The following is a 21,476-nucleotide window of genomic DNA, read 5'->3' on the forward strand; positions in this document are numbered from 1 at the left end:
GAGCGGAAGCGCCCCGAAGTTAAGCCGTTTCGGCGTCGGGGCGGTCGGCCATCTCTCGGATGAGGTCCAGCGCCAGCTTCTGTTGCCGGGTCGACAGCTGCGGTGCCAGGCGCGAAATCTCGATCGAGTAGCGGGTCGAGGGGAAGTCGTGGTCGAAGGCTGGCGCGCCGTCCTCGGCCACGCCAGGCTGACCCTGGGCGATGCCCTGGAAGAAATAGCCGATGTCGACCTTGAAGAAGCGGGCGATGTCCCAGAGCTTGGACGCCGAGATCCGGTTGGCACCCTTCTCGTATTTCTGGATCTGCTGGAACGTCAGGCCCAGCGCGCGGCCCAGGTCGCTCTGATTGTATCCCAGGCTGATCCGCTTCTCGCAGACCCTGCGCCCCACATGCCGGTCTACCGGATGCGGACCGTCTTCCCCCGTACCTCTAGCCATTGTCTTCCTGCCGTTCAGCCATATCGTGCTGCGTTTTCAATGCGCCGCTCGCACGCGGTTGTCATCATACTTTTCGTATACGGCCCCGCTTGGGGGTAGACGCAAGCACAAAGGCGGAAACGGCGATTTCAGCGGCCTATGGACGCCGCAGTTTTCGCACGCCCATGCCCCGTAGCGCGGCCAGGGCCAGGGTCCGGTCCGCCGGGTCGAGATCGGCGGCGGCGACGGCAATGGCCTTGAGAACGTCGTCCGTCTCATGATCGAACGCCGCAGCCGTCTCGGCCACGCCGGTGACGGACAGGGCTTTGGTCGGTGGCCCCACATGGTGGGGCAGTTCGGCGAACAGTTGCGTCACATCCAGCCCGTAGCGCCCACAGAACTGCCACAGCCGGGACGCCGGGATGCGCAGGCCGTCCTCATAGTTCTTGATCCGGGTTTCCGACACATCCAGAGCGGCTGCCACCTCGCGGCGGCTGAGGTTCATCGTCTCGCGCACCCGGCGCAAACGCAGGCCCAGGGTGGTGTCGATATGCTCCGTCTTCAGCCGATCAAGGCTGTCCTGCCCCCGTTTTCCCTTCATCGACGGCTCCTGAGGACGGCAAGCCCGGGCGACAGCAGGCCGCCTGCGATCATCAGCCAGAAGATCAGGTCCCCGAACCGGCCGTACGGGGTGGGTGCCGCGGGCTCTGGCAGACGGGCGTCGATCACGCCGCTTTCGCCGGGCTCCAGCCGCTGATCCTGCACCACCCGTCCCCAGGGATCGATCATCGCCGACACGCCCGTCGGCGTGGCCCGCACGACCGGCAGGCCGGTCTCGATGGCGCGATAGCTGGCCAGGTTGAGGTGCTGGAGCGGTCCTGAGGTGCGCCCGAACCAGGCGTCGTTCGACACATTGACGATCCAGCGCGGTCGCCCCGTCCCACCCGGGGTGAAGCCCGGATACAGGCTCTCGTAGCAGATCAGCGGCTGCACCGTCGGCGCATTGGGCAGGGAGATCGGTGCCGGTCTGGCCCCCGCGCTGAAGTCGGCCGGCATATGCACCAGGCTGCGCACGCCAAGGGCATTCATCAGCCCGCCCAGCGGCAGGTATTCGCCGAACGGCACCAACCGGTACTTATCGTATACCCCCGCCACCCGCAGTCCCGGTCCCCCCTCGTCATGGAGGGCGAACAGACTGTTGAAATATCGGTCGGGCCCGCCTCCTGCGCCCGGCTCTCCACGCGCCAGGCCGATCAGCAGGGTCTGCCCCGGCGAGACGGCGCGGGCGATGGCGTCGGCCTCGGGGGCTCCGGCGGCGAAGACGGAGTTGGCGCTGGCCGGAAGGGCACCTTCGGGCCAGACGATCACGTCAGGCAGGGCCGATGCAGGCCGCGCGGTCAGGTTCACATAGCGATCGACGATTCCCTGATAGGCCTCGGGCGTCCATTTCGACTCCTGGGCCACATCGGCCTGGACGATGCGGACGAGGGTGTCGGTCAGGGTCAGCCGTGCGCTCGACAACCGCACGGACCCGAACACGATCAGGCCGACCAGGACCAGCGCTCCGACGAAGGCCGCGCCGATCCGCGCCTCACGGCGTCCCGGTCCGGCCAGCGGCCCGAACGCCGCCACTGATGCAACCGTCACCACGCTCAATCCATAGACGCCGACGACTGAGGCAAGTTGAGACCCCGCCGATCCCGCCGCCCAGGTCGCCCCGGCCGGGTTCCACGGAAACCCGGTCAGGACATGACCTCTGAGCCACTCGAACAGGCAGAACAGGGCTGCGAACAGCATCACCCGCACCACGCCGGACGGAGCAAACCGACGATAGAGGGCGCAGGCGGCGCCCCAGAACAGTCCTAGCCCCGCCGGCAACAGGCTGGCCGCGAACGGTGCCATCCAGGCCTGGGCCGGGTCTACCGCGAAGGCCTCGGCCACCCACCAGCAGCCGATGAAGAAATAGCCGAACCCCGACAGCCACCCCATCCAGAACGCGCCGCGCGTCGTCGTCGCTCGCTCGCTGAGCAGCATCAGCAGGGGATAGCCGATCAGTCCGGGCAGGATGCCGAACGGCGGATGAGCCAGGGCCGCGATCGCGCCGGCCAGCAAGGCCAGAGCGATCCGGCCAAACCGGATGATCAGGCACCGTCGCCGGTCCTGGCTACCGTTGCCGGTGTCGAGCGGCTCGGCGGGGGCTTCGAGCGGGATGTGCTTCGGATCGGGGGTCGTTTCAGTGGTCATCAGGCAGGCTGTATGGGTCCGCCACGCCCAGGCTGGCAAGCAGGGTGCGCTCTTCCGCCTCCATCGCCTCGGCCTCGGTCTCGTCCTCGTGATCGCGCCCCAGCAGGTGAAGGACGCCATGGACGACCAGATGCGTCAGGTGATTGGCCAGGGATTTCCCCTGCGCCTCCGCCTCGGCGCGGCAGGTCTCGAACGCCAGGACGATGTCGCCCAGATGCAGGGGCTGGCCCGGCATAGGCATGTCGCCGCCGGGAAATGACAGCACATTGGTCGGCCGGTCCTTGCCCCGGAACCGGGTATTGAGATCGCGAACGGTCGCATCGTCGGTCAGCAGCACGACCAGGCCGCCCTCGACCGACCCCAGCCCGGCCGTCGCCGCTCGCTCAACGACCGCTCCCGCGTCCGGCAGCGCCACGGTCCAGGCGTCGGATTCGATCTCGATCTCTATCATCGCTGCGGGCGTCAGCCGGCCGGGGCATCGAGGTCGGGCCTGGGCCGACCCTGCGCGGCGTCGGCGTCATAGGCGCGCACGATCCGCTCGACCATGGCGTGGCGCACAACGTCCTGGGCCGCGAACTCCAGCACCCCGACGCCCTTGACGTCCTTCAGGATGCGCAGGGCGTGGGCCAGGCCGGAGTCGCGGGGATTGAGCAGGTCGATCTGTGAAGGGTCACCGGTGACGACCATCCGCGCGCCCTCGCCCAGTCGGGTCAGGACCATCTTCATCTGCAGCCGGCTGGTGTTCTGGGCCTCGTCGACGATGACAAAGGCGTGGCTCAGGGTCCGACCGCGCATGAAGGCGATCGGCGCCGCCTCGATCTCGCCCTTGTCGCGACGGCGCTGGACATCTTCGGCCCCCAGGATGTCGTTCAGCGCCTCCCAGATCGGGGCCAGATAGGGATCGACCTTCTCGTTCAGGTCGCCGGGCAGGAAGCCCAGCTTCTCGCCCGCCTCGACCGCCGGCCGGGTGATGACTAGTCGGTCCACCTGGCCCCGCCGCAGCAGGGACGCGCCATAGGCGGCGGCCAGAAACGTCTTGCCCGTCCCCGCAGGACCCACGCCGAAGCTGAGTTCATGGTTGGCCAGAACGTCCAGATACCGCGCCTGGGCGTCGGTCTTGGGCACGATGGCGCCGCGCTTGCCGATCGGCAGGGCCATGGGATCGACGCGGCGGCCCCCGCCGGTGACGCCGGTGCGCGCCGTGCCGATGGCGGCGCGGACGTCGGCCTCGTTGACCTCGGCGCGCTTTTCCGCCCGATCCGCCAGGGTCTCGATGACCTGTTTGGCATTGGCCCGGTCGCGCGCACCGCCGTTGATGGAGATGCCGCCTCCCGGGGCCTCGATCAGCACCTTGAACGCGTCCTCGATCAGGGCGACGTGACGGCTGTTCGGCCCGATGACGGCGCGCAGGGCGTCGTCTTCCAATGCAAGAAATTCTGACTCTCTGGCCACTAAGCCGCCTTCTGCTGGAGCAACCGCCCCGTCAAACTGTTCTGCTCGCCACTGGCGATATGGACCGGAACGATCTGGCCGATCAGATGATCCGCGTCCTCGACGTGAACCGATTGCAGATAGGGCGAGCGGCCGATGGCCTGACGGCCGTGACGGCCCTTCTTCTCGAACAGGACGTCCAGCGTCCGCCCGGCCTGGGAGGCGTTGAACGCCGCCTGTTGTTCCAGCAGCAGGGCCTGGAGCGCGTGCAGACGGGCGAGCGCGACGTCCGCCGGAACCGGGGCGGCCATGGTCGAGGCCGGCGTGCCCGGACGGGGCGAATACATGAAGGAGAAGGCCGAGGCGTATCGGACCTGGCGCACCAGATCCATCGTGTCCTCGAAATCCCGGTCGGTCTCGCCGGGGAAGCCGACGATGAAGTCGCCCGAGATCGCCATGTCAGGGCGCGCTTCGCGGATGCGGCCGATCAGCTCGATGTATTTCGCCCGACCGTGCTTGCGGTTCATCAGCCGCAGGATGCGATCCGACCCCGACTGCACGGGCAGGTGCAGATAGGGCATCAGGGCGGGGTTCTGCGCATGGGCGGCGATCAGGTCCTCGGCCATGTCGTTGGGATGGCTGGTCGTATAGCGGATGCGGTCTATGCCGGGGATGGTCGCCAGGCCCGTCGCCAACTGCGCCAGGGACCAGACGCCGGCCTCGCCGACCCCGTCGGCGGCCCCGTCATAGGCATTCACGTTCTGGCCGAGCAGGGTCAGTTCGCGCACCCCCTGGGCGGCCAGACCTCGCGCCTCGGCCAGGATGTCGGCGGCCGGTCGCGACCACTCCGCGCCCCGGGTGTAGGGCACCACGCAGAAGGTGCAGAACTTGTCGCAACCCTCCTGCACCGTCAAAAAGGCGGTCGGGCCGTTGACGCCGCGAACCTCAGGCATGGCATCGAATTTGGCGTTGGGGGCGAAGTCGGCGCCGATCCGCTCGCCGCGCGCGCGGGCAGTCCTGGTCAGCAGTTCGGGCAGCTGGTGATAGGCCTGGGGGCCGACGACAAGATCGACGGCCGGTTGGCGGCGCATGATCTCCTCGCCCTCGGCCTGGGCGACGCAGCCGGCGACGGCGATGGTCATGACGCCCAGTCCTGCGGCCGCCTTGTCTTGCTTCATCAGCTTCAGCTTGCCGAGCTCGGAATAGACCTTCTCGGCCGCCTTCTCGCGGATATGGCAGGTGTTCAGAATGACGAAATCGGCCCCCTCGGGCGCGTCCGTGGTTGCATAGCCGAGCGGGCGCAGGACATCGGCCATGCGCTCGGAATCATAGACGTTCATCTGACAGCCATAGGTCTTGATGAACAGGCGTTTGGGTGCGCGTTCGACGTCAGGCGTGGCAAGGGTTTCAGTCATCGCGCGGCTTATGATCGCCGATGTCGGCAAGGGCAAGGCGCGCTTGTCGGCGGCGATGGAGCTTGAGTAACCGCGTCGCCTCCCATGCGGCCCCAAGCGCAAGCCCGACCAAGACCCATCCAACGAACGACAGCAAACCGGAGAATGATTGCCTGTTCAGGGAATCTGCAGCCGCCACGCCACCAAACAGCAAAGCAACAAAGGCCGCTCGCCACGAAAGTTCGCTGAAACGCTCAATCCGGTATCCGAACCTGCAAAGACCGATCACTCCCAAACCCGCTATGGGAGCGATCCACCAGATCACTGTCAGGCTTCTGCCCGCGCCGCGTGCCGCTTGAAGACCAGACCCTCGCGGGCCTCGGGCTCGGCCCCCTCTATGGCCTTGCCATAGAGTTCCAGCTTGTGGCCGATCAGCTCGAAGCCGAGCCGCCGGGCGATCTCGTCCTTCAGACGCTCGATCTCGGCGTCAAAGAATTCGATGACCTCGCCGGTGCGGGTGTCGATCAAATGGTCGTGGTGATCCTCGCCGGCCTCTTCGTACCGCGACCGGCCGTCACCGAAATCGTGCTTCTCGACGACCCCGGCCTCCTCGAACAGGCGGACGGTGCGATAGACGGTGGCGATCGAGATATGGGGGTCGATCGAGGAGGCGCGGCGATACAGTTCCTCGACGTCCGGGTGATCCTCGGCGTGGGACAGGACGCGCGCGATCACGCGCCGCTGTTCGGTCATGCGCATGCCGCGGTCGGCGCAGAGTTTCTCGATACGGTCCATGGCGCTCACGATAGGGCTGCGGGGGCGTCGTGGGAAGCGTCGCCACACAAGTTGAGAACGAGAATGAGTGCGTCGGTGCGTCCCTGCGCGGTTTCATAGTAGGCCCGCCGTCGCCCGGTCTCGACGAAGCCTGCGTCGGCGTACAAGCCGCGCGCCGCGACATTGTCCTCGGCCACCTCCAGAAACAGTCGTTCGGCACCCGCGCTGCGGGCCATGGCCCCGCCCGCCTCGACCAGCCGCCGGGCCAGACCGCGTCGCCGCGCGTCAGGGCGGACGGCCAGGGTCAGGATTTCGGCCTCGTCCAGCACGACCCGACACAGGATGAAGCCGCCCGTCGCCGCGATCCCGAACACCCCCGCCTGACCCAGCAGGTCCGCGATGGCCGCTTCGTCCCAGGGATGGTCGAACGCCTCGGCGTGGACGGCTGCCAGGGTGTCGGCGTCGGCCGGGGTCGCAAGACCCAGGGAGCCGCCGTTGGTGCGCATCGTCGTCCCGGTCACGTCTGTTGTCGTGGCGGTCGCGCCTGACCGGGCAGGCGGGTCGGCGGCGTGGCGTCCGGCGCGCGCAGATAGAGCGGGCTGGGCGGATGATCTGCCGGATCGGCCGCGAGGGTCAGAGCGGCGAGGGCCTCGGCCGTGGGATTGGCGATCAACCCGGTTGCCTCTTCCGATGGCATTCGCTCAGGCGTCGGCGCCTGCTCGGCCGGCGTCGGCCAATGGCGCGGCAGGGCGTCCACGATCAGAGGCGCGCCGCTCCCGACCAGGGACCACGCGAAATTGTCCGGCGATTTCACCAACAGGGCGCATGCAGCGTCCACGCTCAAGGCCTGCGCAGGCTCGTCCGCAAGGCCCTCGTGAAAGGTTTGCAGGTAGACCTGCCCGCGCCGCGCGTCGATCGTGGCGGCGACGCCCATGGAGTCGGTCGGCTCAGGGTGTTTTGACCGTGCCAGCGCTGCCAGCGTCGAGACCCCGACCACCGGAATACCCAGCGCCGCCCCCAGTCCCTGCGCAAACGCCAGTCCGACGCGCAGACCGGTGAACGAGCCGGGCCCGATCGTCACACCGATCCGGTCCAGCGACTCGAACCCGCCCAACGCATCACCGGCCTCAGCCACCGCGTCGCGTACGAAGCCGCCGATGCGCTCGGAATGACCCTTGACCATGCATTCGGAGCGCACCGCTAGCGGCCGATCGTCCTCGAACACCCCGACGGTGCAGGCCCCCAGGGCGGTGTCGATGACCAGAACCTTCATGCCCAACCTCGCGCTGAGGACCGTGCAGAACCAGAGGCCAGAAACGACGTGGTCAAGCCGCCCTGGCCAGTGCGCCGACGAGCACGGCGAGGGCGCGTCGAACCTCCCGGTCGTCGATCAGGTTGAATCCAGCCGCGACCATCCGTCCCTCGGCGCTCGCCGTCATGAAGCGCGCCCCCTGCTGGCCCGAGGGATCGCCCGGCAGGGAGATCGGTCTTGGGGGAAAAAAGGTCTCGATCGGGGTGTCGAAGATGGTGGCCAGCTGATGCAGGCGTGAGGCGGACACCCGGTTGGCCCCAACCTCGTACTTCTGGATCTGCTGGAAGCTGATGCCGAGACGTTTCGCCAGTTGCGCCTGGGACATCCCCGCATCGGTGCGCAGGGCCAGGATACGGCTGCCGACAAGGCTGTCGATCCAGTCCGGCGTCCTGGGCATGGCGATCTATCCTCTTTGCGCTCAAGGAGTGTTTCATGAAACGACTTAACGTGCAACTTTTTCGTTTCATTCATCAAATCTCGCGGTAACCGCCGCCACTCTCTCGATCTCGGTCCGTTCAAGCTCGGTGAGGGTCGAGAGCCCTCCGGAACCGCCACGCACATACAGGCGATCCGCATCGGCGCGGTCATACAGCCGCACCAGGCGGCGACCATCGCACAGGTCGATCACGCATCCCTGGTCCCGACGGGGCCAGCGACCCGGATCGAACTCCAGCTCCACTCCTGAAGCGGCCCAGGGCGCGAGATCGTCGTTGGACAGCTGCAGTCGCTCGCGAGACCGTTGCGGCGCTGTCGGCTGATGGGGGCTGAACGCTCGGCCAGGGCTCGCGACCCCTGTGGGTGCGGCGGCTGCCCCCGGGCCGGTCAGGCGGGCGGCGGCCATTCCCAGATCCTCGACCGAGAGGCCGAGCGCGCCGGTCAGACGACGCTGGACATCGGGACGATACAGACCGGGGCGCTTGCCGGCTTCGTAGAGTCCCCAGCCCTGGCTGGTCATGCCCAGCGCAGCTCCGGCCTCGGCCTGGCTCAGCCCGCGTTCACGCCGCAAGGTCGCGAGCGCCTCTCCCAAGGCACGTACCGTCTCGTCCTGCTCAAACCGCGACATGGCGCACAGTGACACAAAAGCGTTTCAGGTGAAACGGAACGGCGGATCGCGCTCGGACGGCAGCCGTGGCTACACCACCTGCTCGACCCGCGTCACCTCGGGCACATAGTGTTTCATCATCTGCTCGACGCCGGACTTCAGCGTCATGGCCGAGGACGGGCAGCCGGAACAGGCGCCGCGCATCTTCAGCGTCAGCACGCCGGTCTCTTCGTCGAAGGCATCGAACAGGATGTCGCCACCATCCTGGGCCACCGCCGGACGGACCCGGCTGTCGAGCAGGGCCTTGATCTCGGCGACGACCTCGGAATCTTCGCTGTCCGATGAAGCCTCGGGCGCATCGCGCAGCATGGGCGCGCCGGACGTGTAGTGGTCCATGATGGCGGCCAGGATCGGCGCCTTCATCTCCGACCAGTCCAAGCCGTGCCCGGCCTTGGTCACGGCGATATAATCCGTGCCGAAGAAGACGCCGGCGACGTCCTCCTGCTGGAACAGGGCCTCGGCCAAAGGAGAGGCCGTCGCCTGATCGACGTTCAGGAACTCGCGCGCGCCGTGGGGGGCGACGTCGCGTCCCGGCAGGAACTTGAGCACGTTCGGATTGGGCGTGGGTTCGGTCTGGATGAACATGGGCGGGAAATGCGCCTGCGCGCGGCGGATCGCAAGGGCGGGCGGGGTGACCCGAGACCTCGATCGGTGCTAGAGGCGCGCCCGTCCCCTCCCCGCCGGATTCGCCCCCCAGGACTCGCTATGCCCGCAGCCCCCGATTTTCCGCCCGCTCCCGATGTCGTCAAACCCGTCCGCGCCCTGATTTCCCTGTCGGACAAGGCGGGGCTGGAGGATGCGGCGCGCGCCATGCACGAGGCCGGGGTCGAACTGGTCTCGACCGGAGGCACGCGCGCCGCCATCGCCGGTTTCGGCCTGCCGGTGAAGGACGTCGCCGACCTGACCGGCTTTCCCGAGATGATGGACGGCCGGGTCAAGACCCTGCATCCCGTGGTCCACGGCGGCCTGCTGGGCGTGCGCGACGCGGCCGAGCACAAGGCGGCCATGGATGAGCACGGCATCGGGCCCATCGATATCGTCTGGATCGATCTCTATCCTTTTGAGTCCACCGTTGCTTCGGGTGCCGGTTTCGACGCCGTCATCGAGAACATCGACATCGGCGGCCCGGCCATGATCCGCTCGGGCTCCAAGAACCACGGCTATGTCGCCGTTGCCGTCGACGCGGACTCGATCGGCGAGATCGTCGCCGCTCTGAAGGCTGACGGCTCGACCTCTCTGGCGCTGCGCAAGCGGCTGGCCGCCCGTGCCTTTGCCCGTACCGCCGCCTATGACGCCGCCGTGTCTGGCTGGTTCGCAGGACAGCTGGAAGACGCCGCCCCGGCCCGCAAATCCATCGCCGGCTCCCTGGCCCAGACCCTGCGCTACGGCGAGAACCCGCATCAGACCGGGGCCTTCTACCGCACCGGCGAGACCCGGCCGGGCGTCGCCCATGCCCAGCAGATCCAGGGCAAGGAGCTGGGTTACAACAATATCGCCGACGCCGACGCCGCCTATGAGCTGGTCGCCGAGTTCGAGGCCCCGGCCTGTGTCATCGTCAAACACGCCAACCCTTGCGGCGTCGCGGTCGGGGGCGACCTGTCGGAGGCCTATGCCCGCGCTCTGGAGTGCGACGCGGTTTCGGCCTTCGGTGGGGTGATCGCCGTCAACCGTCCGCTGAATGCGGCTGACGCCCGGGCCATCACCGACATCTTCACAGAGGTCGTGATCGCCCCCGGTGCCGACGAGGAAGCCAAGGCCATCTTCGCGGCCAAGAAGAACCTGCGCCTGCTGATCACCGATGGCCTGCCCGATCCGCACGGTCCGGGCGAGGTGTTCCGCAGCGTCGCCGGTGGCTTCCTGGTCCAGTCGCGCGACCGGTCGCGGATCACGCCCGCCGACCTCAAGATCGTCACCCGCCGCCAGCCGACGCCTCAGGAGATCGAGGACATGCTGTTCGCTTTCACGATCGCCAAGCACGTCAAGTCCAACGCCATCGTCTATGCCAAGGACGGCCAGACGGCGGGTATCGGGGCGGGCCAGATGAACCGCCGAGACTCGGCCCGCATCGCCGCCATCCGCGCTCGCGAGGCCGGTGAAGCCAAGGGCCTGTCGCACTCGCTCGCGCAAGGGTCGGCCTGCGCGTCCGAGGCCTTCTTCCCCTTCGCCGACGGTCTGCTGGAAGCCGTCGCGGCCGGGGCCACCTCGGTGATCCAGCCGGGTGGCTCCATGCGCGACGCCGAGGTCATCGCCGCGGCCGACGAACAGGGCATCGCCATGGCCTTCACCGGCGTGCGGGTTTTCCGGCACTGAGAAAAGCCCGCTCCGGGCGGGGAGCGGCCGTGTTTATCGCTTCAGGCGCGCCGCATTGGCGACAGCGGTGCGGTGGATGGGCTTAAGGGCCTCGGACTGGGCCTTCAGCATCTCGGTGTTGAGGGTCAGCATCTGGGCCGCCGCACGGCTCCACCAGCCCAGCGCATAGTCATACTGGACGGCGGCGAAGGCCTGGGGGCTGGCCGATGTGGCCATGGCCGAGGCGGCTTTGCCCGCGCGGGCCATTTCGTCGGCCGCCGTGTGCGACAGGCGCTCGGACAGGGCCTCCAGGTTGCGGGTCAGAGACGCCGCCGACTCGGCCATGGCCTCGGACTTCTCCGAGCTCATCAGCGCGATTTCCTTGAGGTCGGTCTTGCGGGGGTCGGCGACACCGGTCGCCAGGATTTCGAGACGGGCGGCGATGACGTCCCCGGCCGCCTTCATCATCTCGCCGCCGGCCACCGCCGTGGCGGTCGCGGAGGAGGCATTCTTGCCCACGGCGCGGGTGTCGCGCAGGAAACGGTCGAGCTGGCTGGTTGCGGTCATGCGTCGTTCCTGAACCCCGTTCACTCAGGGCGCAAGCGGGGATGTCTCGGCGGCGAACCCGGTGACGTCCCGGATCAGGGCAGGGACAGCCGCGTCGATGATCCTCTGGCCCTTCTCGGGCGAGGCCTGGCCGGGGTCCGAACCGATGCGGCCGTCGGGGAACCGGGCGCGATAGTCGAGCGCGGAGCGGATCGGCCCGTTCGGCGCGATCTGGGGTGAATAGGTGGCGGTCTTGATCCGGTCGGGATAGGCGGCCTGGGTCACGGCGATCTCGGATGGGGTGGCATGCATGCCGTGACCGGTCGGGAAGATCGAGTTGCACAGGCCGTTGACGCCGGGCAGGTCCCACCAGTTGCGCAGCTTCAGGATGAAGGGTGCGTCCTCGCCTTGGAATGAATGGGCCGCATAGATCTCGCTGAAGGTCGCCTCGATGGTGGCGACGTTGCCGCCATGGCCGTTCAGGAAATAGATCCGCTCGAACCCGTGCCGGCTCAGCGACGCCACCCAGTCCGAGATCGCCGCCATGAAGGTCGAGGGGCGATAGGAGATGGTGCCGGCGAAGGCCAGGTGGTGCTGGGCCATGCCGATGTTGAAGGTCGGCGCGACGGTCAGGCTGTCGTCGCCCGCCTCGGCGGCATGGGCGATGATTTCCGGGCATAGCCAGTCGGTGCCGAGAAGGCCGGTCGGCCCATGCTGTTCGTTGGACCCGATCGGCACGATCACTGTCTTCGACAGGGGGGCACCCGCGTTCAGCCGCGCGTCGATCTCGGGCCAGGACGACATATGGATCAGCATGGGAACTCCGAAATCAGGCCGAGGCGTTACAGGTTAGCCCGGCCTGCGGCTCGCCGGAACGGTGAAGCCGTAATCAGGGTGCGAAAGCTGTGACAAAGCGCCGGGCGGCTTCGGCTGCGCGCGCCTCAAGCGCGATCGGCGGGTGGGGCACGCCCAGCATCGCGCGGAGATGGCTATGCCCCAGCACCATGCCGGTGAACATCTCTGCCGCCGAATCAGGATCGGGGATCGTCAGCACCCCCTTTCGGTCCTGAAGGACCAGCCATTCCGACAGGCGGCGCAACGATTCGCGAGGCCCGCCGTCATAGATGGCCAGCGCAATCTCGGGCGCGGCAGGAGACATCAGGGCGACGCCGCGTAGACCCTCCCCCCGGTCCGTCCTCAACAGCTTTTCCAGCAGGGTAAGCGCCAGGGCGGTCAGGATGGCTACGGGTGCTCCATCGGTCCGCAGCGGTGCCGTGATGTCATCCGCGCGCCGGCCGGCCAGGGCCCGCGCCAGCTCCACCTTGGAGGCGAAGCGGTTGTAGAGGGTCTGTTTCGACACCCCCGCCCGGCGCGCGATCTCCTCCATCGAGACGGTGACGCCGCGCTCCGAGAACAGCGCCAGGGCGGCGTCGAGGATGGCCTCGCGCTTCTTGTGATCGATCTGTCCGGCGACGCGGGGCATCTCAGGGCCTCAAGCCGTGCGGGGTCGCGCCCCGATCATGAGCACGACACATCAGTGCGCGTCCGTGACAGTGACCGACCCCGGCTTCACCGGTTGGGCGAACAGGGTCACGACGGCTGCGAAGGCGCAGCCGACGGCCAGGATGGCGAAGGCGTCGCCGAACGCCAGGGTCGTCGCCTGGCGGTTCAGTATGCCGTAGACGGCCTTCAGCGCCGCGCCGTCCGGATCGATCGAGCCGCTCATCCGCTCCGCCATGGCCGTCAGCATGTCCTGCATCCGGGTGTCCGACACCGGGATGGCACTGGTCAGCTCGCCCATGTGCGCTGCCGTGTTCGTGGTCAGCGACGTGTTCAGGAAGGCCAGGCCGAAGGCCCCGCCGACGTTGCGGAACAGGTTCACCAGCCCCGAGGCGTTCTTCACCATATGGACCGGCATGGTCGACATGGTGACCTGCTGGGCCGCCAGCATGGCCATCATGATGCCGGACCCGCGCAGGGCCTGGATGCTTGCGAACTCCCAGAAGCCCCAGTCGGTGGTCACCGCATGGGCATCCCACATCCCCCATGAGGCCATGACGAAGCCGCCGAACATCAGGACCCGCAGATCGAGGACGCGCACCAGACGGCCGGCGATCGGTGCCGTCGCGAACATCGCCAGGCCCGAGACCACCAGGGTCGTGCCGACCTCGGCCGGCGAATAGTCACGCACCCGCGACAGGAACAGGGGCAAAAGAAAGCTGCCGCCGAACAGCGCCGCGCCCACGATGAAGGTCATGACGATGCCGACGAGGAAATTCCTGTTGTTGAACGCCCTCAGCTCGACGACCGGATTCCAGTAGACCAGCGAGCGCCACACGAAGGCCGGCCCGGTAATGGCCGCCACCGTCGCCAGCAGCAGGATCAGATCGTCGGCTAACCAGTCGTTCTTGGAGCCTTCCTCCAGCACGAACTGCAGGCTCATCAGAAAGGTGGCCATCAAGCCCAGACCCCACCAGTCGAAGCCCTTGGAGAGGCTCGGATCACCCTTGTCGAAATTACCCCAGCGCCACACCAGAAAGAACGACAGAACGCCGAAAGGCACATTGATGAAGAACAGCCAGTGCCAGCTCAACGCCTCGGTCAGATGTCCCCCGAGCGTCGGACCGATGGTAGGCGCGAGCGTGACGATCAGGCCGATGAAGACGCTCGCCGTGACCCGCTTCGAGGGAGGGAACGCCGTGAAGGCCACGGCGAAGACGGTCGGGATCATGGCCCCGCCGACGAAGCCCTGAATAGCCCGGAACACGATCATGACCTCGACCGAGGTCGACAGGCCAACGGCGACGCTCATGATGACGAAGCCGGCGCAGCTCATCAGGAACACCTTCTGGGTGCCCCACAGCCGCGACAGATAGCCCGACAGCGGGATCATCACGACCTCGGGGATCAGATAGGCGGTTTGGATCCAGCTGATCTGGTCAGCCGATGCCCCGACGCCCGACTGGATCTGGGGCAGGGACGAAGCGACGATCTGGATGTCCAGGATGGCCATGAACTGGCCAATGACCATCCCGGCGAAGCCCAGGATCAGGACGGTCCAGTTGATGGCCGGCTGGGCCGGAGGCGCACCGACGGCGTCGGTGGTCGCCGCCCCGCCCGCGGGGGGCGCTGCGGCTGTCACTGGTGCGCGCCAGATGCGGTCGCGTCGGCCAGCCGGGTCTGGCCCAGGGCGGCCTCGGCGAAGGAGGCGCCGCCCGGGCTCTTGAGATCGACCTTGACCTCGACCGACAGGCCGGGCCGCAAGGCCGCTCCGCCCGCCGCGCGATCGACGACGATACGGACCGGCACCCTCTGCGTGATCTTGGTGAAGTTGCCGGTGGCGTTCTCGACCGGGATCAGGGCGAACTCGGACCCCGTCGCGGGGGCGAAGCTGTCGATACGGCCAGTGATGTGCTGGCCCGGAAAGGCGTCGGCACCGATCTCGACGGTCTGGCCCAGACGAAGCCGTCCCAACTGGGTTTCCTTGAAGTTGGCGACCACATAGACGTCGCCCAGGGGCACGATCGACAGCAGCTGGCCGCCGGTGCGCACATACTGGCCGGGGCGCACGCCTCGCGCGCCGACCACCCCGGCCGTGGCGGCGCGGATGACGGTGCGGTCCAGGTTGGTGCGCGCGACCTCGACCTGGGCGCGGGCCTGTTCGACGGCGGCGAGCGACTGTTGCCGCGTCGAGCCGAGCACGGCGGCGGTGCGCTGTTCGGCGACCAGGGCGGCCTGGGCCTGAGCCACGGTGGCAGCGGCCGAGGTGGCGCCGGCCTGTTCGGTCTGGATGCGCTGCTGCGAAACCCAGCCCTGTTCCGCCAGCTTGCCGTAGCGATCGACCTGGGCGCGGGCCAGACCGGCCTGGGCCTGGGCCTGGGTCACGCCGGCGGCGCGCGAGGCGATCAGGGCCTGTTCCTGGGCGGCGCGAGCATCGACGTTGTCTACGGCGGACAACAGGGCGGCCAGGTTGGCCTCGGCCTGGGCCAGCTGGGCGCGGGCGTCGGAATCGTCCAGTCGGACGAGGATCTGGCCGGGCTCGACCCGCTGGTTGTCGCTGACCAGGACCTCGGTGACATAGCCGTTGATCTGGGGGCTGACGATGGTGGTGTCGGCCTGGACGAAGGCGTTGTCGGTCGCCTCCCACCGCTGCTTGCCCTGCCACCAGAAGAACCCGCCGATGACCAGGACAATGACGACCACGCCCGCCGCGATCAGGGGCAGACGCTTCTTGAGGGCAGGAGAGACGGCCATGGGGCAACTCGATCAGACGGGACGCGCGGCGTTCGGGGAGGAACGGTCCCGGGGAGGACAGCCGCAAAAATAGACCCAATCGTCTAAAAATCAATCCGCCGCGAAGAAGACTCGTGAACACGTCGTGTTTCCGGCTATTCCAGCCTCGTGACCGCCTCCTCCGCGCCCTTGCCGTTCAACGCCGATATCGTGGTGATCGGTGCCGGTGCCGCAGGGCTGGGGGCCGCGCGTCGGTTGGCGGGAACGGGACTGTCGGTCGTGGTGCTGGAGGCCCGCGACCGGATCGGTGGCCGCGCTCACACGATCGACCATCGTCAGACCCGTCATCGCGGCGGTAGCGAGGTCATGGCGCTGGACCTCGGCTGCGGCTGGCTCCATTCGGCCGACGAGAATGCGCTCGCGGAACTGGGCCGCGACGCCGGCTTCACCATCGACGAAACCCCGCCGCCCTGGCGCCGCCAGGCGTTCAACCTGGGCCTGACCCCTGCAGAACAATCGGCATTCGGCGTTGCCTTCGAGGCGTTCGACGACCGCATTACCCAGGCGGCCGCAAGGGGCGAGGACGGCCCCGCCTCGGACCATTTCGCCCCGCCCGCCAGCGACGAGGCCCGCTGGAACGCCCGGATGGACGCCATCTCGGGTGCTCTGAACGGGGCCAGGTTCGCCCAGGTCTCGACCCTCGACTACGACGCCTACCGCGATACCGGCGTCAACTGGCGGGTGCGCGAGGGCTATGGCCGGCTGGTCGCCGCCCTCGGCCGCGATGCCCCGGTCGTGCTGGATTGTCCCGTCACCCGCATCGACCGCTCCGGCGCGCCTTTGCGGATCGTGACGCCACGCGGAACGGTGCTGGCCCGCGCCGTGATCCTGACCGTGCCGACCAGCCTGATCGGTGCCGAGACGATCCGCATCGACCCGCCGGTCCCGGCCCTGGTCGAGGCGGCCCTGGGCGCACCCCTCGGGCTGGCGTCCAAGCTTCACATGACGGTCGAGACGCCTGAGGATTTTCCCGCCGACAGCCAGCTCTGGGGACGTACCGACACGGCCCAGACCGGCGGCTATCATCTCAGGCCGTTCGGACGTCCGATGATCGAGGGCTATTTCGGTGGCGACCTGGCCTGGGGGCTGGAAGGCGAGGGGGAGGCCTCCTTCTTCGACTTCGCCGCGACCGAACTGTCGAACCTGCTGGGCTCCAGCTTCCGCCGACGCCTCGCCCCTATAGCCACCTCGATGTGGGGGGCGGAGGACTGGTCGCGCGGCGCCTATTCCCACTGCCTGCCCGGCCAGGCCGACGCGCGTCGCAGGCTCAAGCAACCGGTCGAGGACCGCATCTTCATCGCCGGCGAAGCCACCGCCGAAGCCTTCTATGGCACCGCCCACGGGGCTTGGGAGGAGGGGCAGCGCGCCGCCGTCGAGGCCCTGGTCTCGCTCGGCATCGACCCGCGCGAGACCGGCGGATACGACGAGGCATGAAGCCGCCCAAGCCGAAAGCCAGGGGCCGGAAAGCCGCGCCCGCGCCGGTGAAACGCCCGGCCGTCATGACCGGCGCGGTCATTCCGACTTGGGGCTGGCCGCCGGACGAGGACCGGGTCGATCAGATCTTCGAGCGGCTGGCGCGGGTCATGCCGGAACCGAAGACAGAGCTCACCTTCCACAGCCCCTACACCCTGGTCGTCGCCGTCGCCCTGTCGGCCCAGGCGACGGACGTCTCGGTCAACAAGGCCACCGACCGGCTGTTCGCGGTCGCCGAAACACCGGGAAAGATGCTGGCCCTGGGCGAAGAGGGCCTAATCCCGTTCATCGCCGCGATCGGCCTTTATCGCGGCAAGGCGCGCAACGTCATCGCCCTGAGCCGCATCGTCATGGAACAGTACGGCGGCGAGGTTCCCCTGACCCGCGACGCGCTCCAGGCCCTGCCGGGCGTGGGGCGCAAGACCGCCAGTGTCGTCCTGAATGAACTGGGCATCGAGGCGGCTATTGCGGTCGACACCCACGTCTTTCGCGTCTCGCACCGCCTGGGCCTGGCCAATGCCGCGACGCCCGACAAGGTCGAGGCCCAGCTGTTCAAGGTCGTGCCCGAGGCCTTCCTGCCCAAGGCCCACCACTGGCTGATCCTGCACGGCCGCTACACATGCACGGCGCGAAAGCCGAACTGCGGCGGCTGCCTGATTTCCGACCTCTGCCCCTCCCGTGCCGGGCTGATGGCGGCGGGAGAGGCGAAGGCCTGATCCGTCAGTCCTCGGCCAGGACGATCACCCGGTCCTCGGGCAGATACTCCAGCATTTCGGACTTGGACGGATTGACCACCACCCCGCCCATGTTGCGGCCGTCGTCATCGCCGTCCGTGCGCTTGCGCCGATAGCCGATGGCGGTCTCGCCCCGCTGACGGGCCGCCGCCGCGATGGTGTAGAAGCTCAGCGGCAGGGCCAGGTCCACATAGTCGCCGACCGGCCGCATGTAGATTTCCGAACCGTCCTCATCCAGCAGGTCGTCGAAGATCGCCGACAGGTATTCGTTCTCCGACGCCTGGGCCAGCATCAGGCTGACCAGCTTGTTGGACACCACGAAGTCGTCGGCGCGGGTGACCTCGGCCAGCTCGCGGTTCCTGATGTCGATCATCTCCGAAACCACCGAGATGTGCTCTCCGAGCCGTTCGGACAGTTTCCTGAGGTGCAGAAGGGTGATCAGCGTGCGCGTATCCGCCGACTGCGCCTCCATGTGGTCGGAATAGCCCAGCACCATGACTGAGTCGTAGGACAGGGGCTCCAGCGCCTCCAGCGACGCGGCGTGGCTGGTGTCGATCCGGCGGGCCTCGACCTTCATGTTCTTCGACCCCATCGGCATGGACAGGATCTCGGCCTCGAAGTCGGGAATGTCGCCGGCGACGGTCAGGACCGAGCCGGGCTTCACGTATTTCGACAGCTCATGGGCAATCATCGGCCCGCGACGGTTCCAGCCGATGATCAGGGTGCGTTCGGCGGTGCGCCGCACGGCCTTGCGCTTCCTGATCGCCGTGGGCTCGACGGCGTCGTCGGGCATGGGCGTCAGTTTGATGGCCTCATCGTCCTCGGCGATGATGATGGCGCGGGTTCCCGCGACGATGACCTGATCCATCGGCGGGTTCATCTTCACCCGCCCGTCCGCATAGCGCAGGCCGATCAGGGCCGAATCCTCGTAGCCCATGACGGCATCGCCGTAGGTGACGCCGACCAACTCCTCGAGTTCGGTGGTGTAGATTTCACAGCCGTCGAAATCGAGCAGTTCGGAATAGACGGCCGAAAGCCCCGCCTGGCGGCTGGACTGGACCACGATGCGGGCGATCAGGTCGTCGGCCAGCACCAGCTGGACCTCGTCGCCCCCGACGATGCGGGCGACCTCGGCGTTCTTGGCGTCACGCAGTTCGGCCGCGATCCGGTAGCGTTCGTCCCGGCGCTTGGGGTCGTTGGTCAGGGCCAGGACGGTCTTGATGACCTGGCTGTCGGGGTCCTCGGCGCCTTCGGGCGACACCACGATGATCGAGCGGCAGGTCTGGGCGTTGATCAGTGACAGGTCGAACAGGTCCGTCGGATCACCGGAACGACAGATGATGCGGGTGTTCTTGAGGTCGGACACCTTGTCGGCGATCTCGTCCTCCATTTCGACCTTGTCCTTGTTGGCCATGATGACGATGCGCGGCTTCTTGCGGCTCTCGTTGGCGACGACCAGCTCGGAGATGATGTCGAAGATCGACGGCGACCAGTTCAGGATCACTGTGTGATCCGCCTCCAGCACCCGCGACCGCCCCTTGCGCAGGGCTTCCAGCGCCGAATCCAGGCCCGCTGAGATGATGGAAATCAGGGCGGAGAAGACCAGGATCCCCATCAGCGTCACGAAAAGGGTCAGGAACCGGAACGGCCAGCCTGAGTCTCCGCCCATGGTGCCGGCGTCCATCGTCCGCATCAGCGACTGCCACGCCGCCTCGAAGAAGTTGAACCCCCCGTCGGGCCCCAGTCGCGTCAGGGCCAGCAGGGTGGCGGCGAACAGGATGACGATGAAGGTCACCAGCGACAGCCAGCCGACCAGGGCGATCGGCCCGGCGGCCATCGACTTGTCGAACTCGTACTTGAGCTTCTCGGCCAGGCTGACCTCGCCCAACTGTTGTCCCTTGGTGGTGTTCGGCTTCGGCGCGGCCGCGCCCTTGGACGCGGCGCGGGCCGCGTTCGCACGAGTCAGTGATCCCATGGTGTGTCTGATTGTCCCCCCGCCGCGCATTCCCCCGCGCGGCGTCGTGATGTCCGCCGATCCCCTGACCGGCGATCTCGGCCCGATACGCGAAGCGTCGAAGGCGTTGAACCGCGTTATGAATACGCCCAAGCCGGACGCTTTAGAAAGCGCAGATTTCGGACTATGACGGCGCAAAGACACCGTGCGGTAACCGGGGGACAGACATGCGATACCTTCACACCATGGTCCGGGTGGCCGACCTGGACGCAGCCCTGCATTTCTGGCGCGACCTGCTGGGTCTGGTCGAGACCCGCCGGATCGACAACGAAAAGGGCCGGTTCACCTTGGTCTTCCTGGCCGCCGACGCCGATGTGCCGCGCAGCCAGGCCGAGCGGTCGCCCGAGGTCGAGTTGACGTACAACTGGGATCCGGAGGTCTATGCCGGCGGCCGCAATTTCGGACACCTGGCCTACAAGATCGACGACATCCACGCGGCCTGCCAGCGGTTGATGGACGGCGGCGTGGTCATCAACCGGCCGCCCCGCGACGGGCATATGGCCTTCGTCCGCTCGCCCGACGGCATCTCCATCGAACTGCTTCAGGAGGGCGAGGCGCTGGAACCGGTCGAGCCCTGGATCTCGATGCCGAACACGGGCGCATGGTGATGAGGGTCGCCGTCTATGCCGTTGTGGCCGGTATGGCCGGCCTCGTCACCGCCTGTGCCTCGACGACCGAAAGCAACCCGGGCCGCACGGCGACCGAACAGCTGCTGATCGCCCGCGCCGCCGACCGCGCGGTCGAGGGGCTGACCCTGCCGGTGCCGCGCGGCAAGTCGGTCTTCGTCGACGACGCCTATTTCCGTTCCGAGAACGCTCCCTATGCGGTCAGCGCGGTCCGGCATGCCCTGTCGGAGGCCGGCTATGCCCTGGCCGACAAGCGCGAGAACGCCGAGGTGGTGTTCGAGATGCGCGCCGGAGCCCTGTCGCTGGAGCAGATGCGCCGTGTCGTCGGCCTGCCGCCGCTGGCCGTACCGATCAACGAGACCTTCAACGTCGTCTCCCTGCCCGAACTGTCGCTCTACAGCCGCCGCGACCGGGTCGGCGTCGCCGAGTTCACGGGCTTCGTCTACGACGCTAGGACTGGCGCACCCCTGGGTGCCGTGGCCCCCATGATCGGTCAGTTCCGCATCCGCAGCCACAAGGTGCTGATGGTGATCGCCTGGGGCCAGCAGTCCGTCGATCCCGGCGAGCGCGACCCCGGCGACAGCTGGCGCCAGTTCTGAACCGTCACGAGGCCTGACATGGCCCGGCGGCGGTGAGGATGTAGGAAAGGAATGGTGGACGCGACAGGGATTGAACCTGTGACCCCCTCGATGTCAACGAGGTGCTCTCCCGCTGAGCTACGCATCCGCCAAGACGGTTCCGGGCTGACCGCGAGCGGGGTCCGGAACGGGAAGGAGCGGTCTATAGCCCACCGGCCCATCGGATCGCAAGGCCCTTCGAACAACTGATT

24 protein-coding genes and 1 tRNA gene are annotated in these 21,476 nt (G+C 67.6%); 5 read left to right on the forward strand and 20 right to left on the reverse strand.

Annotated features, from left to right (window positions below; genetic code table 11):
- Positions 1–19: 19 nt before the first annotated feature.
- From O5K39_RS04800 to O5K39_RS04860, 13 genes are all read right to left on the reverse strand, one after another.
- On the reverse strand, positions 20–436 hold the full coding sequence (locus O5K39_RS04800; RefSeq protein WP_271146149.1) for a helix-turn-helix domain-containing protein: 417 nt from the start codon (positions 434–436) through the stop codon (positions 20–22).
- A gap of 136 nt (positions 437–572) precedes the next feature.
- On the reverse strand, positions 573–1,016 hold the full coding sequence (locus tag O5K39_RS04805; protein ID WP_271146150.1) for a helix-turn-helix transcriptional regulator: 444 nt from the start codon (positions 1,014–1,016) through the stop codon (positions 573–575).
- Complete coding sequence (lnt, locus tag O5K39_RS04810) at positions 1,013–2,659, reverse strand: apolipoprotein N-acyltransferase (RefSeq protein ID WP_271146151.1); 1,647 nt, start codon at positions 2,657–2,659, stop codon at positions 1,013–1,015. Before lnt ends, O5K39_RS04805 begins: the two co-directional genes overlap by 4 nt.
- The gene (gene ybeY / locus O5K39_RS04815) at positions 2,649–3,110 is read right to left on the reverse strand and encodes an rRNA maturation RNase YbeY (protein WP_271146152.1); all 462 of its coding nucleotides are present in this window, start codon (positions 3,108–3,110) and stop codon (positions 2,649–2,651) included. The genes lnt and ybeY overlap by 11 nt, the downstream gene beginning before the upstream one ends.
- 11 nt (positions 3,111–3,121) lie before the next feature.
- Positions 3,122–4,111 carry a PhoH family protein gene (locus O5K39_RS04820; protein WP_271146153.1) on the reverse strand — a complete coding sequence of 330 codons (990 nt, stop codon included), beginning with the start codon at positions 4,109–4,111 and terminating at the stop codon, positions 3,122–3,124.
- The gene (miaB, locus tag O5K39_RS04825; protein WP_271146154.1) at positions 4,111–5,505 is read right to left on the reverse strand and encodes a tRNA (N6-isopentenyl adenosine(37)-C2)-methylthiotransferase MiaB; all 1,395 of its coding nucleotides are present in this window, start codon (positions 5,503–5,505) and stop codon (positions 4,111–4,113) included. Before miaB ends, O5K39_RS04820 begins: the two co-directional genes overlap by 1 nt.
- The gene (locus tag O5K39_RS04830) at positions 5,498–5,809 is read right to left on the reverse strand and encodes a hypothetical protein (RefSeq protein WP_271146155.1); all 312 of its coding nucleotides are present in this window, start codon (positions 5,807–5,809) and stop codon (positions 5,498–5,500) included. Before O5K39_RS04830 ends, miaB begins: the two co-directional genes overlap by 8 nt.
- Before the next feature lie 2 nt (positions 5,810–5,811).
- Positions 5,812–6,279, reverse strand: coding sequence for a Fur family transcriptional regulator (locus O5K39_RS04835; protein WP_271147225.1), 468 nt, complete (start codon positions 6,277–6,279; stop codon positions 5,812–5,814).
- 5 nt (positions 6,280–6,284) lie between these two features.
- Complete coding sequence (gene rimI / locus O5K39_RS04840; RefSeq protein WP_271146156.1) at positions 6,285–6,779, reverse strand: ribosomal protein S18-alanine N-acetyltransferase; 495 nt, start codon at positions 6,777–6,779, stop codon at positions 6,285–6,287.
- Positions 6,776–7,531 carry a tRNA (adenosine(37)-N6)-threonylcarbamoyltransferase complex dimerization subunit type 1 TsaB gene (tsaB, locus tag O5K39_RS04845; protein WP_271146157.1) on the reverse strand — a complete coding sequence of 252 codons (756 nt, stop codon included), beginning with the start codon at positions 7,529–7,531 and terminating at the stop codon, positions 6,776–6,778. Before tsaB ends, rimI begins: the two co-directional genes overlap by 4 nt.
- 52 nt (positions 7,532–7,583) lie before the next feature.
- Positions 7,584–7,967, reverse strand: a complete 384-nt coding sequence (locus O5K39_RS04850; protein ID WP_271146158.1) for a helix-turn-helix transcriptional regulator — start codon at positions 7,965–7,967, stop codon at positions 7,584–7,586.
- Positions 7,968–8,033: 66 nt separating this feature from the next.
- Complete coding sequence (locus O5K39_RS04855; RefSeq protein WP_271146159.1) at positions 8,034–8,633, reverse strand: helix-turn-helix transcriptional regulator; 600 nt, start codon at positions 8,631–8,633, stop codon at positions 8,034–8,036.
- A gap of 69 nt (positions 8,634–8,702) precedes the next feature.
- The gene (locus O5K39_RS04860) at positions 8,703–9,257 is read right to left on the reverse strand and encodes a NifU family protein (RefSeq protein ID WP_271146160.1); all 555 of its coding nucleotides are present in this window, start codon (positions 9,255–9,257) and stop codon (positions 8,703–8,705) included.
- Between the two features lie 120 nt (positions 9,258–9,377).
- Between O5K39_RS04860 and purH the strand changes: the two genes are divergently transcribed.
- Positions 9,378–10,982, forward strand: coding sequence for a bifunctional phosphoribosylaminoimidazolecarboxamide formyltransferase/IMP cyclohydrolase (purH, locus tag O5K39_RS04865; protein ID WP_271146161.1), 1,605 nt, complete (start codon positions 9,378–9,380; stop codon positions 10,980–10,982).
- 33 nt (positions 10,983–11,015) lie between these two features.
- Here the strand turns inward: purH and O5K39_RS04870 are convergent, their stop codons facing one another.
- The 5 genes from O5K39_RS04870 to O5K39_RS04890 form a co-directional block, all read right to left on the reverse strand.
- The gene (locus O5K39_RS04870; RefSeq protein WP_271146162.1) at positions 11,016–11,528 is read right to left on the reverse strand and encodes a phasin family protein; all 513 of its coding nucleotides are present in this window, start codon (positions 11,526–11,528) and stop codon (positions 11,016–11,018) included.
- 24 nt (positions 11,529–11,552) lie between these two features.
- Entirely contained in the window at positions 11,553–12,323 is a 771-nt protein-coding gene (locus O5K39_RS04875; protein WP_271146163.1) for a creatininase family protein, read from the reverse strand.
- Between the two features lie 73 nt (positions 12,324–12,396).
- The gene (locus O5K39_RS04880; RefSeq protein ID WP_271146164.1) at positions 12,397–12,990 is read right to left on the reverse strand and encodes a TetR/AcrR family transcriptional regulator; all 594 of its coding nucleotides are present in this window, start codon (positions 12,988–12,990) and stop codon (positions 12,397–12,399) included.
- A 51-nt stretch (positions 12,991–13,041) separates the two neighbouring features.
- Positions 13,042–14,574, reverse strand: a complete 1,533-nt coding sequence (locus O5K39_RS04885) for a DHA2 family efflux MFS transporter permease subunit (protein ID WP_271147226.1) — start codon at positions 14,572–14,574, stop codon at positions 13,042–13,044.
- 71 nt (positions 14,575–14,645) lie between these two features.
- The gene (locus tag O5K39_RS04890; protein ID WP_271146165.1) at positions 14,646–15,761 is read right to left on the reverse strand and encodes an HlyD family secretion protein; all 1,116 of its coding nucleotides are present in this window, start codon (positions 15,759–15,761) and stop codon (positions 14,646–14,648) included.
- 147 nt (positions 15,762–15,908) lie between these two features.
- Between O5K39_RS04890 and O5K39_RS04895 the strand changes: the two genes are divergently transcribed.
- Together O5K39_RS04895 and nth are read left to right on the forward strand one after the other, a co-directional pair.
- A complete protein-coding gene (locus O5K39_RS04895; RefSeq protein ID WP_271146166.1) occupies positions 15,909–17,234 on the forward strand; it encodes an NAD(P)/FAD-dependent oxidoreductase in 1,326 nt (441 codons plus the stop codon).
- A gap of 65 nt (positions 17,235–17,299) precedes the next feature.
- Positions 17,300–17,989 (forward strand): endonuclease III, encoded by a 690-nt coding sequence (gene nth, locus O5K39_RS04900; RefSeq protein ID WP_271147227.1) that lies wholly within the window; start codon positions 17,300–17,302, stop codon positions 17,987–17,989.
- A 4-nt stretch (positions 17,990–17,993) separates the two neighbouring features.
- Here nth and O5K39_RS04905 read toward each other — a convergent pair whose 3' ends face one another.
- On the reverse strand, positions 17,994–19,982 hold the full coding sequence (locus O5K39_RS04905) for a hypothetical protein (protein WP_271146167.1): 1,989 nt from the start codon (positions 19,980–19,982) through the stop codon (positions 17,994–17,996).
- A 206-nt stretch (positions 19,983–20,188) separates the two neighbouring features.
- On the opposite strand from O5K39_RS04905, the gene O5K39_RS04910 reads away from it, so the two are divergent.
- Both O5K39_RS04910 and O5K39_RS04915 read left to right on the forward strand, forming a co-directional pair.
- Positions 20,189–20,629 (forward strand): VOC family protein, encoded by a 441-nt coding sequence (locus O5K39_RS04910; RefSeq protein WP_271146168.1) that lies wholly within the window; start codon positions 20,189–20,191, stop codon positions 20,627–20,629.
- On the forward strand, positions 20,629–21,246 hold the full coding sequence (locus tag O5K39_RS04915) for a DUF6655 family protein (RefSeq protein WP_271146169.1): 618 nt from the start codon (positions 20,629–20,631) through the stop codon (positions 21,244–21,246). The genes O5K39_RS04910 and O5K39_RS04915 overlap by 1 nt, the downstream gene beginning before the upstream one ends.
- A gap of 52 nt (positions 21,247–21,298) precedes the next feature.
- Here O5K39_RS04915 and O5K39_RS04920 read toward each other — a convergent pair.
- Positions 21,299–21,373: transfer RNA gene (locus O5K39_RS04920), tRNA-Val, on the reverse strand.
- Between the last annotated feature and the right edge of the window lie 103 nt (positions 21,374–21,476).

This window comes from Brevundimonas sp. NIBR10 (genome assembly GCF_027912515.1).
GTDB lineage: Bacteria > Pseudomonadota > Alphaproteobacteria > Caulobacterales > Caulobacteraceae > Brevundimonas.

What these genes read in the sequence shown, in the direction of transcription:
- lnt (WP_271146151.1), bottom strand. Translation starts at nt 2,659, where the DNA reads ATGACCACTGAAACGACCCCCGATCCGAAGCACATCCCGCTCGAAGCC.
- O5K39_RS04875 (WP_271146163.1), bottom strand. Translation starts at nt 12,323, where the DNA reads ATGCTGATCCATATGTCGTCCTGGCCCGAGATCGACGCGCGGCTGAAC.
- purH (WP_271146161.1), top strand. Translation starts at nt 9,378, where the DNA reads ATGCCCGCAGCCCCCGATTTTCCGCCCGCTCCCGATGTCGTCAAACCC.
- O5K39_RS04870 (WP_271146162.1), bottom strand. Translation starts at nt 11,528, where the DNA reads ATGACCGCAACCAGCCAGCTCGACCGTTTCCTGCGCGACACCCGCGCC.
- miaB (WP_271146154.1), bottom strand. Translation starts at nt 5,505, where the DNA reads ATGACTGAAACCCTTGCCACGCCTGACGTCGAACGCGCACCCAAACGC.
- ybeY (WP_271146152.1), bottom strand. Translation starts at nt 3,110, where the DNA reads ATGATAGAGATCGAGATCGAATCCGACGCCTGGACCGTGGCGCTGCCG.
- tsaB (WP_271146157.1), bottom strand. Translation starts at nt 7,531, where the DNA reads ATGAAGGTTCTGGTCATCGACACCGCCCTGGGGGCCTGCACCGTCGGG.
- O5K39_RS04800 (WP_271146149.1), bottom strand. Translation starts at nt 436, where the DNA reads ATGGCTAGAGGTACGGGGGAAGACGGTCCGCATCCGGTAGACCGGCAT.
- O5K39_RS04805 (WP_271146150.1), bottom strand. Translation starts at nt 1,016, where the DNA reads ATGAAGGGAAAACGGGGGCAGGACAGCCTTGATCGGCTGAAGACGGAG.
- O5K39_RS04880 (WP_271146164.1), bottom strand. Translation starts at nt 12,990, where the DNA reads ATGCCCCGCGTCGCCGGACAGATCGATCACAAGAAGCGCGAGGCCATC.
- O5K39_RS04835 (WP_271147225.1), bottom strand. Translation starts at nt 6,279, where the DNA reads ATGGACCGTATCGAGAAACTCTGCGCCGACCGCGGCATGCGCATGACC.
- nth (WP_271147227.1), top strand. Translation starts at nt 17,300, where the DNA reads ATGACCGGCGCGGTCATTCCGACTTGGGGCTGGCCGCCGGACGAGGAC.
- O5K39_RS04905 (WP_271146167.1), bottom strand. Translation starts at nt 19,982, where the DNA reads ATGGGATCACTGACTCGTGCGAACGCGGCCCGCGCCGCGTCCAAGGGC.
- O5K39_RS04915 (WP_271146169.1), top strand. Translation starts at nt 20,629, where the DNA reads ATGAGGGTCGCCGTCTATGCCGTTGTGGCCGGTATGGCCGGCCTCGTC.
- O5K39_RS04890 (WP_271146165.1), bottom strand. Translation starts at nt 15,761, where the DNA reads ATGGCCGTCTCTCCTGCCCTCAAGAAGCGTCTGCCCCTGATCGCGGCG.
- O5K39_RS04850 (WP_271146158.1), bottom strand. Translation starts at nt 7,967, where the DNA reads ATGCCCAGGACGCCGGACTGGATCGACAGCCTTGTCGGCAGCCGTATC.
- O5K39_RS04860 (WP_271146160.1), bottom strand. Translation starts at nt 9,257, where the DNA reads ATGTTCATCCAGACCGAACCCACGCCCAATCCGAACGTGCTCAAGTTC.
- O5K39_RS04910 (WP_271146168.1), top strand. Translation starts at nt 20,189, where the DNA reads ATGCGATACCTTCACACCATGGTCCGGGTGGCCGACCTGGACGCAGCC.
- O5K39_RS04855 (WP_271146159.1), bottom strand. Translation starts at nt 8,633, where the DNA reads ATGTCGCGGTTTGAGCAGGACGAGACGGTACGTGCCTTGGGAGAGGCG.